Annotated in this window: 5 protein-coding genes; all 5 read left to right on the top strand. The window is 35.1% G+C overall.

The annotated features are described in order from the left end of the window. Nucleotides 1–79 precede the first annotated feature (79 nt). Nucleotides 80–9,889, top strand: coding sequence for a SpvB/TcaC N-terminal domain-containing protein (locus ACQKCJ_RS19960; RefSeq protein WP_427402773.1), 9,810 nt, complete (start codon nucleotides 80–82; stop codon nucleotides 9,887–9,889). Between the two features lie 37 nt (nucleotides 9,890–9,926). Beyond that, the gene (locus ACQKCJ_RS19965; protein ID WP_271335993.1) at nucleotides 9,927–10,940 is read left to right on the top strand and encodes a PQQ-binding-like beta-propeller repeat protein; all 1,014 of its coding nucleotides are present in this window, start codon (nucleotides 9,927–9,929) and stop codon (nucleotides 10,938–10,940) included. Nucleotides 10,941–11,937: 997 nt separating this feature from the next. Further along, entirely contained in the window at nucleotides 11,938–12,366 is a 429-nt protein-coding gene (locus ACQKCJ_RS19970) for an RHS repeat-associated core domain-containing protein (RefSeq protein WP_271335994.1), read from the top strand. Between the two features lie 306 nt (nucleotides 12,367–12,672). Then, a complete protein-coding gene (gene istA, locus ACQKCJ_RS19975; RefSeq protein WP_427402774.1) occupies nucleotides 12,673–14,226 on the top strand; it encodes an IS21 family transposase in 1,554 nt (517 codons plus the stop codon). A gap of 23 nt (nucleotides 14,227–14,249) precedes the next feature. Further along, a partial coding sequence (locus ACQKCJ_RS19980) for an ATP-binding protein (protein ID WP_427402775.1) occupies nucleotides 14,250–14,705 on the top strand: 456 nt, incomplete at its 3' end.

A 14,705-nucleotide genomic window follows, 5' to 3' on the forward strand; every position in this document is an offset into this window, starting at 1 on the left:
TTGTCAATAGATTACACGAATTAGAGATTGAAAGAATTGAAGAAATAGATGGATTGTCCATAATCGATTACCCCGCTTTATGAAAAATAAAATTATAATACTGGTTTTTTTAATAGGTTCGTTTTTGTTTGCAGCCAATTTTGGCCCATACAAGATCGTTTCTTTATTTACTCAAACTACTCCAGAAAAGGAACTGACTGTCTCAAAATCAGACTCTATTACAGTTCTTAAAAACGAAAATAAAAACACAAAGTCATTTAGTGCAGATATTTCCGAAGGAATTATTGGTGTAATGGATGAATCTGATGTTGATGATGCTTATGATAACGTCTTTCATCTCAAGGTAGATGTTTTACCATCAAATGACGAAAGTGCCTATTTAGAATATGAATTGTATGGTTACGATCAGGCAGCATCGATTTCAAGAAGTTTAAACAATGAGCCTAGTATTGGAGGACAATTTTTATCCCAGAATAAAAACTGGAACAAACAATCCGAGCTGCTTTCAGAAAAATCATTGCGAGAAGGAGATAATGTTTTATTATTTACCGCTCCCGAGGGAATTTCGAATTCATACCGAATTAAAAATGTTAGAATTGTTTATAAATCTGCCATTCCTTCTAATCATTTTACTTTATTACAGTCAGGCAATAAGCTTTACATAAAAGGTACTAATTTTCCATCCCAGATAAAAAAGATGAGTATTGGCGGAATTTCGATTGATCTCAATCAGCCGGAATTCGAATTGGTTTTAGAAAGCTCAACTGCAGGAAAAACTATTCTTGTAAGCAAAGAAACGACAACAGGAGTACTTATAAATGAGCATTTAGAGGTAAATCAGTTTTTAAAAGTAGATAGTTTCAGACCTTTAGAAAATGCAAAAGAAAGAATCACAAAAATAATTCATTTTCAAACCGAAAATAAATTAGCGTACAAAGATTTTCTTGCTGTTTTTCCGGTTGGAGCTTTAAAAAATGATGTTTCGGTCTCCGTAAGTGCTTTACGAAAAATTGATATTGCACCATTAAACGCTGCAATGGTCAATGTAACAGGAGCAAATGCAGGATTCAGATTATTGCCACACGGAACCGTCTTCGATAAAGCAGTGACTTTATCATTACCGTACGACAAAAAAACAATTCCCGAAGGTTATACAGAGAAAGATATCAATGTATTTTATTTTGATGAAAACAAAAGATTGTGGCAGGAAGTGACCAAAGATTCATTAGATATTAAACAAGGAATCATCAAGGCAAAAACCACCCATTTTACTGATTTTATTGCCGGAATCATCAAAATGCCGGAATCTCCGGAAACTTCCGGTTATACACCAACAAGCATCAAGGATCTAAAAGCGGCAAGTCCGTTAGTTGGAATTCAGTCAATCGCACCACCTTCGGCAAATGGCAGAGGAACGGCAAGTACCGGATTTTCTATTGTGATTCCAAACGGAAGAGGAGGGATGCAGCCTTCATTTAACCTGCAATATGACAGCGATGGCGGACATAGCTGGGCAGGTATGGGCTGGGATATTTCAGCACCGGCAGTAAGCATCGAAACCCGTTGGGGAGCACCAAGATACGATGCTGCCAATGAAACAGAGACTTATGCGATTGCCGGAGAACAATTAATCCCGAACTCACACAGAACCGAATGGGTAGGCAGAACAACAGACAAACAATTTTACCCAAGACGCGAAGGTGCTTTTCAGCAAATTATCCGTAAAGGATCATCCCCTAAAAATTATTATTGGATTGTAAGGGACAAAAGCGGAGTTGCCAGTTATTATGGAGGAACTGCTTCAGGACTTTCGAGTGGAGGAATATTGCAGGATGCATCCGGAAATATTGGGCATTGGGCACTTTGTCTTCAGGTTGATCTAAAAGGAAATACAGTTGAATACGAATACGATAAAAAAGACGGCGAGCTCTATCTTAAAAAAGTATATTATACAGGATTTGGCAGTACAAAAGGAAACTACAACGTAACTTTTGTAAAAAACGGAGATTTAGGCGAAGCCAATCGTCCTGATGTACAAGTTTCGGCAAGATTAGGTTTCAAGCAACTGAACAATCAGTTATTGCGAAAAATCGAAGTCCGCTACAAAAGCGATATGGTACGTAGCTATGAACTGAAGTATAAAGAAGGCGCTTTTAAGAAAACATTGCTTGAATCGATTTCAGAATACGACTCAGAGTCTAAATTGTTTTATACTAATACGCTGAATTATTTCGATGATATTCGTGATGCTTCGGGGAAATATAATCCTTTTGGACCAGAACAGAATTGGAGTGTGCCGGATGACCACTTAAAAAATAATATCTTGCCTAATATAGATATTTCCGGTAAACATACGCTGGGCAATAGTTCGAACGGTAAATCAGCCGGGGTTAATTATCGAATTGGAGTTGGATTATCTGCCGATTCTGGAAATTTTAAGCAAAATACTGTAGGGGCGCACGGAGGAAACAGTTGGGGATCATCTGAAACTATTGTTACCCTGGAAGATTTAGATGGTGATCAGCTTCCGGACAAAGTATTTAGAAAAGGAGATAATGTTTATTACCGAAAAAATCTTTCGAACCAGGGAATTAATGGTTTTGGTGAAATTCAGGAAATCTCATTAAATAATATAGGAAACTCATCCAGTAAAACTTTTAATTGGGGAGTAGATTTAGTTATAGGATATTCAAAAGTTAGTGCCAGTGTTGGTTTTGATAAGCAATATACAAATAGCAAAACCAAAAGTTATTTTATGGACTTTAACGGTGACGGATTAGTTGACTTTGCCAATAACGGGCAGGTTTATTACAACCGTTTAGTTAATGGAATTCCAACTTTTAAAACTAGCAGTACAGGTACACCTTCACCAGTTTCGGGAGATGGAGAACTTAGTCTGAGTTTTCCGACACCTGCAATGACTTTCGAGGAGATGCAGATTAAAAATCCGCTGCATGATGTGGTTCGTATGTGGCAAGCACCAGTAACCGGACAGATCAAAGTTTCTCATACCTATGAATTACAAAAAGATTTATCAAAAGAAAGAACGGAATATCTAACCAATGATGGAAAAGATAAAGCCGATGGTGTGCAATTGTTTTTTCAACAAGGAAATAGTTTAGTATGGAAACAAGCTATTGACGCAAAAGATTATAATAGTAAAACTAAAGAAGATGTAATTACCGTAACAAAAGGTGAGAAGCTGTTTTTCAGGGTAAGTTCTGTGATGGATGGAAGTTTTGATCAGGTTTTGTGGAGTCCAAAGATTTCGTATATCACAGTAAATGACAATACAGGCAGTTTATTGCCAATAGATGATGATGCTGTAGATGCCAACTTATATTCACTGAAAAATTATGATGCCGAAAAAGACTTTGTAAGCAGTACAAATTCGGGCTTATTAGTTTCAGCCGGTACAATTTCTTTTGCGGGAACTTTTGTAAAACCTATTACATCAGATCATGTAACCCTTCGAATATTTAGAAAAAATCTGGATACCGGAGCAGTTGAAACAGTACTATTTGAAAAGCAGTTTAAAGCAAATCAAGCTGTTAATTTTAATATGAGTAGCATTGGAGTATTAAATAACAATGCAACTTCGCAGATTCGTTTTGTTTTAGAAAGTCAGACAAATGTAAATTGGAACACCATTACTTTTAATCCTTCGATAAATATGCCAGCTGTGGCACCTGCTGTATCTGAAAATAAGAAAATAGATGTGTATTTGCAACGTTATAAAAAACGACTGGGAAATTATCTTATTGAGAAAAAAGTTGCTACTATTGATGGAATTCTATCCCTTAATTTAGCAGCTACTGATCTTGATTTAATCCCTGGATTTAATCCTCTTAAAGCAAAATTAAATGGCAATGTAACCATTACGGCAAAGCAAAATAACCAGTTAGTAGCCAGAAAATATTATAAAATGGTAAATGCCGTTTTACAGGAAGATTTGACAATTTTAGAGCCGGTAGCAGATTTTTCAAAAGTTATAAACGGATTACCAATTGATTTGGAAATTAGCGTTCCGGAGTTGGAAAGTAATGAAATAACTCAATATTGTGCTGCTCTTTTCCAAATGCCAGTTTATTTAAATGTACTTGGTGATTTTGCTGCAATCTGGTCTGCAGATACAAATAGATACGCTGTTTATTCGCCATTTTTTGCTGAAGAATTACAGTTAGGATTAGGGCACAGAGAATGGGGCGGATTTGTTATTAATAATACAGGAACTTTTGCTTCTGATGTAGTAGCGGTGTCGCAATTAAAAACATCTGATGCTTATAATGCAGAGCCAAATTTAGATCCTGAAAACCAATCAGAAACTGAGCAGCAGGGTTATGATATTGCAAAAGTCTACTTTGTAGCTATGCAGAGCATATATTCTAAAAATAATATGACTGGTCTGGAAGAAACCACTTTTATCGACAGCAGATTTATGGGAACTTCGCGTCTCGGAGAAGATGATATTGCCTCTTATTTTGATGCAAGTCTGCCAAGTCTAGACGGTGGAGGAACTATGGCATTAAACATCTTAAGTGAGAACGAAAGTACCAGTTATTCTGCCGGACTAAAAGTAGGACCACTTGGACCGGGAGGAAGTAAAGGAACAGGAAAAAGTTATGTTACTCAGACTATGGCTGATTTTAACGGTGACCGTTTTCCTGATTATGTTCGTGGAAAAGAGGTACAGTTTACTTCTCCGATAGGAGGAATAAGTAATCAAAAAGCCGAAATTTACAATTACAGTCATGGAGAGAGTAAATCAGATGGTATTAGTTCTGATGGAAGTTATTCTCATGGTTTTACAAAAACGGTTCAGAAAATGGTAGCTGTTTCAGATAGTAATTGCTCAATGGTAAATGAGCTTAGATCTGTACAGGAATCAATAGGTATTTCGGCAACTATGTCATTATCCGGTAATATGGGAACCAATGAAGATGAGTCTCAGTATATGTATATTGATATCAATGGCGACGGACTTGCTGACAGAATCAAGAAAACTGGAGAAGTAGCTTTAAATTCAGGTTATGGATTTTTAGCCGAAGAAAAATGGAATTTTGATGGTATTGCAACGGGTTATTCTGAGAATTGGGCCATAAGTCCTTCTAGCGGAATGTCATACAAATCAGGTTCATTTACTGGTGGATTCAATTTTGGAAAAGGAACTGATAATTCAAAGACTTTAATGCTTGACGTTAATTCAGACGGACTTACCGATAAAGTGATTTATAGTGGTGGTAAAATGATGGTCGCTTTAAATATGGGTGATAGTTTTATGGCACCAGTTGAGTATCCTAAGTATTCAAGAATGAATGAAAATAATAGTACGAATTACGGACTTAGTACAGGTTTTAGTTATGATATTCCTATTTTCTTGATTAGAATTACCCCTAGTCTGGGTGCTTCTGCAGGTTTCAGTACTTCTCGTACCGAAGCTACTTTTAACGATATGGATGGTGACGGAAACCTGGATTACGTACTTTCTGATGATGAAGATCATTTGGTAGTTCGCCTATCCAATATTAAGAGAACCAATAAACTGAAAGGAGTAACCAATGGCGCAGGTAACAGCTATGTGGTAGATTACGAATTAGTAAAACCAAGCTACGAAAATCCTTCGGCCAAATGGGTTTTACAATCCGTTGATGTTTTTGACGGTCACGTGGGTGATGGGATTGATCACTCATTAGCAAAATTTAGATATGAGGGCGGATATCATGATCGTCGAGAAAGAGAATTTTACGGTTTCGGAAAAGTAATTGAAGAGCAAATTGATGCTGCCGATAATTCAGTTTTCTTAACTACTGTTCAGGAATTTTACAACCAGGATTATTTCCGTAAAAATCTTTTAAAAAGAAGTTATACGTTAGATAAAAACAACAAAATGCGTCAGGAAGGTGAAAACGAATATAGTTTTACAGATGTAGTGACACAGGCAAGTGTTGCTGTTTCAGAGTTGAATTTACCATCATGTGATGCTAAACGTATTTTTGTGGGAATGATTCACGCCAATCAAAAAGTATACGAAGGCGGAAGCGATTATCTCGAAACCAATAGATTTAACACCTATGATGCCAACGGAAATATCACACAATACGAGGATTTAGGAAACGGTAGCGCAGCTAAAAAAGTAACAGCAAAAATTAGTTATTATGAAAGCAGCACGCCTTACTATGGCGGAATACCAAAACAGTTAGAAGTGTTTACTAGCGAAGTTTTACGCCGTAAAAGAACCACAACCATCAACACCACAACAGCTGAAGTTATTCAGGTAAAAAATTACAGCGCGGCAGATAAAATTGCAATTACAGATTTAGCCTATGATACTTATGGGAATCTGCAGAAAATAACAGGCCCTGCCAATCACAAAGCACAGCGTATGACATTGGATTATACGTATGATCCGGAGAATCATCAGTTCATGACAGAGATCAAAGATGCATTTGGATACCAAAACAAAATGGAATACAATTATCGTTTTGGTATACCTATAAAAACAACCGATCGTAATGATCAAATTACACTTTATACACTAGACAGAATAGGTCGTATTGCAACTATAAGAGCACCCTACGAAATTGCCTCCGGAAAACCATATACAATCGCGTATGAATATTTCCCGGAAGCCAAGGTACCGTATGCTAAAACCAAAAATTACGATCCGGAACTTGATAAGAATATTGAAACTTTTACATATGCTGATGGATTAGGAAGAGCTTTGCAGGTAAAGAAAACGGCCAGTTTGTTTACAGCAGCAGGAAGTGCAGATCAGGAAGCGCAAATTGTTTCCGGAAAAATTATTTATGATGGATTAGGTAGACAAATAGTAAGTTATTATCCAACCACAACCACAACAATTGATAATAATTTTAGCACCGAAATATCAGATATAACGCCAACTAGAACTGAATATGACGAAGTGAGCCGTGCAGTAAAAGTAACATTGCCGGACGGAAGTAAAAATACAATGGCTTTTGCCTTAGAAAATTATGATGGTCTAACAGTATTGCATGCTACAAAAACTGATGCCTTAAATAGAACAAGCCAAACCTATACAGATGCAAAAGGTCAGAGTTTATTAAGTATGCAAAATGATTTGATGACTAAGTTTGAAACTAATGCATTAGGAGAAATGATTAAAGTAACCGATGTTATGGATCATATCACCAAAAGTAGTTACGATTGGCTAGGCAGACGTGTTGAGTTTACCCATCCTGATGCAGGAACTATAACAATGCAGTATGATTTAGCAGGGAACTTAATAAGCCGTATTACACAGGATATTAAAAATACAGTTTCAAATGGAGGAGCGATAGAATATATTTATAATTACAACCGTTTAGAAACCATTAAATACCCTAAAAATCCGCAGAATAATGTGCAGTATAATTATGGTAAAGCCGACGGAACCGCATCACGTCGAGGAAGGCTATGGTTTTTACAGGATGCCAGTGGCGGACAGGAATTTTTCTACGGAAAATTAGGCGAAGTAGAAAAAGAAATTCGTACACTTCGTATCACTCCAACTGATATTCAAACCTATATTTCGCAATACGAATATGATACCTGGAACAGGATCCAGAAAATGACCTATCCGGATGGAGAGGTAGTAAACTATACCTATAACCGTGCAGGGAATCTACAAAGCATGCAGGGGAAGAAAGAAAGCCACACCTACGATTACATCAAACAACTGAGTTATGACGAATTCGAACAGCGCAAATATTTAAAGTACGGTAACGGTACAGAAACCAATTATACCTATGATCCTGTAATGCGCAGATTACAGCAATTGCAGGTAAAAAGTGCTGCGAGACAAGTCATGAATAACTCGTATAGTTATGATCTGGTAGGTAATGTTTTAGGGATCAAAAATAGTGCGCCAGTTGTAAACAATACACTGGGCGGGACTTCGGCTCACGAATACCAATACGATGATTTTTATCGATTAAAATCAGCAAAAGCAACCTATCAGGGCGAGTTTACAAAGGCAAGTTATGAGCTGAATATGAGTTATAACAAGATGCACAATATCACGACTAAAAATTTAGTGCATACGATAAACAACGAACAAAAAGGCTATGTGTTAGATTATAATTATGATAACGAATTACATCCTAACGCACCAAGCAAAATTGTTGAAGCAGGAAAGACAGAACCGCGACAATATGTGTATGATGGCAACGGTAATCCTACGTATTACGAAGAAACTCCCCCTTCGGGGGCTGGGGGGCTAAGTTTCAGAAAAATGACCTGGGACGAAGAAAACCGTTTGTCAGGTATTAACGATAACGGAAGAATTCACCAATATACATACGACGCAGCGGGAGAAAGAATAATAAAAAGCTCAGGAGATTCTCAAAACGTAGCGATTAACGGAGAAACTGCGGCAACCATTGTGCATACGGATGATTATACAGGTTATATATCTCCTTATTTCGTAATAAGTAAAGGAAAATTTACCAAACATTATTTTGACGGCGCAGGACGTATCGTGAGCAAGTTAGGAAACGGAACTTTTGCACAACCTCTAAAATTAACAGCGGGAGGAATCAATTATAGTAAACTAACAGCCGAACAGCAGAAGGCATTAGATATGTATGTAAAAAGTTTAGGCGTACCTCCGGGACCGCCAACGCAACAGGGTATTTATGCCACACCAGAGTTTACAGGTAATCCGTACCCAAGTGAAGTAATAAAACCTGTTGAAGAAAATCAGGAACCACCTGAAGGTTGGCCAAGAAATCCGATTTTTAATGCTCCGGGCGATGTGCCGGGACCACCGGTACAATTTGGTCCCCCTGTAGAACCTACAACCATAAAACCTGGAGAAGGATTTACAGGAATTGGTTTACCAGAGAAGGATATTTTTTATTTTCACCCTGATCATTTGGGAAGTACTTCGTATATTACAGCAAAAAACGGAAGTATTAGCCAGCATGTCGAGTATATTGCCTTTGGAGAGGTTTTATTTGAGGAGCATTCCAGTTCGTTTTCTAGTCCTTATTTGTTTAATGGGAAAGAGTTGGATCGTGAGACGAATCTGAGTTATTACGGCGCTAGGTATTTGGATATGAAGACCTCGCTTTGGTTGAGTGTAGATCCACTAGCAGAATCAACCCCAAATTGGACTCCGTACAGATATTGTTTTAACAATCCTGTTAATTTAGTAGACCCAGATGGCAGAAAAGAGTATGATGATGATTATACAGGTAAGCTCGAAAAAGGTGATTGGTTACGAAAGGATCGATTAAAAAATACTGATGTTTGGAAAAGTGCCAATAAGTATAATTTGAAACAAAATGATGGATATAAAGAATATAAAACAATTTCTCAAAGGACGGATTTTTATGGATGGTTTCAATCAGAAACCGAATCTAAAGGATTTGAAACAGTATGGGCAGGTGCGGCATATATTATAGCGCAACAAATGTCTATTACTGAAAATGTTTTGATTAGTTGGAAACTTTCTAGTGATGAATTAAAATTTGCTCAAGATGGTAATAAAGCAATTTTTGAAGATGTGTTTGATAATTTAAGGGATTTGATTGATGGGCCAGCTCTTAAAGGTAATGATGCAATCAATTGGGATAGAGCCACTTTAACTCATGAACAGCGTGATGTGGTGGACCCGATTTATAAAAGACAAAGTAAAGCTACTTTAGGTACGCTTTCTGATATGGCAAAACAAGAAGGATTATTTTCATTGGGAGTAATTTTCGGTAATACCCCAGAATTACAATTTGAAGGAAATCTAATGAATTGGAAAGAAAGGTATGATCATGGTATGAAAAAAGCTGTACCTTATTATAAAAAGTGTGGAAGTTTAGGCGGTTGTAATCCTTTAATTAAAAATGGAGGAGCAGTAAGATTCACAGCATTTTAATTTTTAAATTATGAGATATTATATAACAATTTTTATCATGGTAGTATTACTATTATTATTCTATAAATTTTTCCAATTGGATACTAAAACAACTATTTCTAATTTTAATAAAGTTGACAATTATATTTGTTATGTTGCGGAGGATACCATATTGGTTGTTAAAGATTTGAATGATGAAAAAGTTTTAGAAAAAAATCTCTCTAATAGTTTTGGTTATAAGCCTTTAATTTTTAATGATAAGATATTTTTTTCAGAATCAAACGATGTTATTTGTTGTTGGGATCTAAAAACTAAAAAGGTTTTATGGAAACAGAAAACCCCAAATATTGTAAAGGCTATCATCAAATTAAATGAAAAAACAATTTTAATTAATATTAAAAATTATGGTTTTATGGTTTTTAATAGTGAACATGGTGAAGTTTTGTATAATATTTTACGAAATAAAGATGATTGCCATAGTCCAGACTTATCTCCTTACCCAGTTATTGTTGACAACAATAATTTTTACATCTCAAATTGGAATTGTAACTCTATATCTTCATTTGATATTTCCAACGGTAAAGTATTATGGAGTAAAAAACTAGAAGATGGAATTTATACATCATTACTTTATGAAGATTACATATTTTTAGGTTTTAATAATTCATATGAAAATGGCGGAGCATATTTAGTAGAAAAAGAAACAGGAATAGTAGTTTTTAAAAAACAATTATTGTTTGAAGAGAGGTTAAAGCCGCTTATAAAAAATAATAAAGTATTTTTTTATACCTATGATAAGAAACTCAATGAATTTGATTTTAAAACGAGGACAGATAAAGTTGTGGGCAAATTTACTTCGTCAGATGATATAAGTGGAGGTCAAATGTATTTAATTGATAATAATATTTTTTTCCAGGATTCTAATTTTGATGTTTTTAAATTTAATTTATTGAATTATAAAAAAGAGTTAATAGGAAAATCAGATTTTGGCGGCATTGAAGAAGTATATAAAAAAAATAATCAGGCAGTAATAGTTTTTCCTGACAATTCACGTCTAATAGTTGAATTATAAATTGGTAATTTATCTATACTAAGTATTCTTAGTAGAAGTACGGATTGAAGGTTTGATAGGTGAAATTTTATTACCAATAGTTTTTGCTTACTTTGAGAACAATTTTGTAAAATGTTTTAGGGGTTATACGAAAAGCTGATAATTTATTAGAGGTTTTGCTGATTGACTTTGCATTAGCAAAGAGAATCTACAAAGAGTAGAATAAAAATGACAACCTCACATTGCTGTGAGGTTTTTTTATAAATCTATAACTTAAAATTGTGGGTCATGTGATAAGTATTTCAAAAAAAAGATTATTATTAGCATATCGATCATGAGATTTGAAAGTAAAAAATACCTCACTATAAAAACACATATATCTTGTATATATAAGATATACAATAATTATTATAGCTCTTTTTTTATTTCTATCATGCAAAAATAAAGATGAAGAAATTGGAAGGCCAGATCCTTATATATTAACAGAAAAAAATATTTCAGAAGATTGTAGTGCTTATCAAATGCGTTTTAAAAAAGGCAAATATATTTTAAATTTTGCTTTATCAGGAACTTGCAAAAAAATAAAAGCTGAAGACTATGTGAAAAGAGTATTCTAGATATTTAAAATTTTATAATGATAGTTTAGTCCTTAGAAAAGGATTTATTTTAGTTCAATATTATGGAATTCATTCCAATATAAAAGATTTTCAGGATTCTATAATAAACAACACAAAAAGAAATTTTAAAACTCATATGTCTTTAATATGTTCTGATGATGAGTGTTTTACGATTAAAGTTGGGATGTAGCTGTATCTGACTGAGGTCTTCTTTAATGATTAGTATATTACAGAAATCTATAATGATTAGAATAAAAGAAAGCCTCACAATTTTGTGAAGCTTTTAAATTATTTACAAAATCAAAAAAACAATTATATCTGTGTTTTTTTTATAAGAATGATCTTATGTTTTAGGAAACGCTTCGTATCTTACAACGAGAAACAGAAGTATTAGCCAACACATGGAGTACATCGCCTTTGGTGAGGTATTGTTTGAGGAGCATTCCAGTTCGTTTAGTTCGCCTTATTTATTTAATGGAAAGAAACTTCATCGCGAGACAAATCTTAGTTATTATGGGGCTAGGTATTATGACGATTGGAGCAATATCTGGTATGGTGTTGATAGGATGTCGGAGAAATATCCTCATGTTGGCGCTTATGTTTTTTCCTTTAATAATCCGGGAGCAGTAGTGATTTCTACAGGAGGAGCTGTGACTGCAGGATATGGTGCAGGCATGGGAACAACTGCTGCAATTAACTTAGTCAAAAATTTAGCAGCTCTTAAAAAGTTAGGAGTTGATTTAATGCAAACTGAAAATACATCTGGAGGTGGAAGAGGATCTAATAATAGCACTGCTGATTACGAAGCAGTAGGTGAGATCATACAGTAATAAATAATAATGGAATACAACTTACGCGGTAGACTCTAAAAATCCGAAGGAAAACAGTAAGGGAGTATGTTTTAAAACAGAAAAAAGAGTTGATTGGATATTTCGGTTCGATTTGTGCCAGTGATTTCGGTCGGACCGTGCCACCCATTTCGGTGAATTTGTGCCACTATTTCGGTTTGAATAGTGCCACTATTTCGGTTCAATTTGTGCCACTCGGTTAATAAGTCATAGTTTTCCGGTTCGATTTGTGCCACTTTGAAAGATTAAAATCAGCTACTATCTTGTTGTTATCTAAAGCAATACGATATGGCTAATAAACTTGATCCTATGGACTTAAAACAAATCATTACTTTACATTTGGACGGTTATAGCAATCGTAAAATTGGAAGTACATTAGGTATTTCTCGCAATACTGTAAATACTTATATGCAGCTTTTCGAAGGCTCTAAATACTCTTTAGAACAGTTGCTGACGTTGGATATTGAACAACTATCAGAGCTCTTTTCTAGCTTTACGACAGTAGACACTCAAAGACATAACTCTTTAATGCTCTATTTTGAGACGGTTAATAAAGCTCGGAATCATCCTGGATTTACTTTTCTATATCATTATGCTCAATATGCTCAGACAGTAGCTAATCCCTACAGCTACACACAGTTTATGGAGCATTATAACCGGAAATATAAAGAAGAAAAAGGCTCTATGAAGTTAGAGCATGAACCTGGTAAAGAGATGTACATTGATTTTGCAGGTAAAAAACTCTCATATATTGATCAAAACACAGGAGAAATTATATCTGTAGAAGTTTTTGTGGCTATACTTCCTAATAGCCAATATACCTATGTGCAAGCCTGTCCGAGTCAGAAGAAAGAAGATCTTATTATATGCTGTACTAATGCGCTAAACTTTTATGGAGGTGTTCCCTTGGCAATAGTCTCCGATAACTTAAAATCAGCTGTATCTCGCGCAAGTAAATATGAATCACAAATAAACAGAAGCTTTAAAGACTTTGCTAGCCACTATAACTGCATAGTCAATCCAACTCGTATTTATGCTCCCCAAGATAAGGCGTTAGTGGAGAACGCAGTACATCTTGTCTACCAAAGAATTTACTACCCAATCAGGGAGATGACTTTCTTCTCTTTAGAAGAGCTCAATGCAGAGCTACGACGTATGCTAATCACTTACAACCAATTACTTTTTCAACGTAAAGAAGCAAGTCGTGTAGAGCTCTTTCAATCTGTGGAAAGACAATATTTAAAAGCATTACCCTGTACTACTTATCAAATAAAGGATTATAAAAGAGCTAAAGTTCAGAAGATAGGTTATGTGTATTTCTCACCTGACAAGAGTTATTATAGCGTTCCTTATCGCTACATAGGCCATCATACAATGATTCACTACACCAATACTTCAGTAGAGATCTATTATAATCATTTACGCATTGCAATACATAAACGAAACCCGAAAAAAGGGAATTACAATACAATTAAGGAACATTTATCCAGTACGCATCAAAGCTATACCAGTTGGAGTCCTGAGTATTTTAAAAATCAAGCAGCTCCACATGGTGTTCATTTAGTCAAATGCGTAGAGAAGATTCTGTGTAATGTCGATTACCCTGAGATTGGATACAAGAGGGTGATTGGCTTAATACAACTACACAAGAGTTATGGATCACAAAGACTGGATAAAGCTTGTGAGATTGCATTGAATGCTAATGTTGCAACCTACACCCATATCAAAAACATCCTGCGTCATAATATGGATCTCAAAGAAGCTATGTTCCAAGAACTAGACGCTAACACTAATCACATCCCAGTACATCAAAACATCAGAGGAGCCTCAGCGTATCAATAAATATTAATCTTAAATATTATAATATGGACAACAATCAAACTATCGAAAAGCTAAAGACCATGAGACTTAACGACATGGCACAGCTACATCACAGTCACATTAAAAACAACACAATGACCTCATTTACTATTGATGAGTACATTGGTTTATTGACGGATCACGAGTATGAAAATAGACAAAATAGAAAAATAGAAAGGCTAATTAAACAGGCTGAATTTAGACAAAGTGCAAGTATGCCAGATGTGAATTATACTCAAAACAGAGATCTAGATAAAAATATGTTTACCCGTCTAGGAACATTGGATTTTATTCTCAAAAAACAGAATGTAATATTAACTGGTTCCAGCGGAGTTGGAAAAAGTTATCTTGCTCAGGCTCTGGGATACCAAGCCTGTTTGATGGATTATAAAGTCTTATATTATAACACTGCTAATCTTTTTAATTTATTAAAAATAAGTAAATTAGACGGGACATACCTA

The organism is Flavobacterium sp. NPDC079362 (genome assembly GCF_050267765.1).
Taxonomy (GTDB): Bacteria; Bacteroidota; Bacteroidia; order Flavobacteriales; family Flavobacteriaceae; genus Flavobacterium; species Flavobacterium azizsancarii.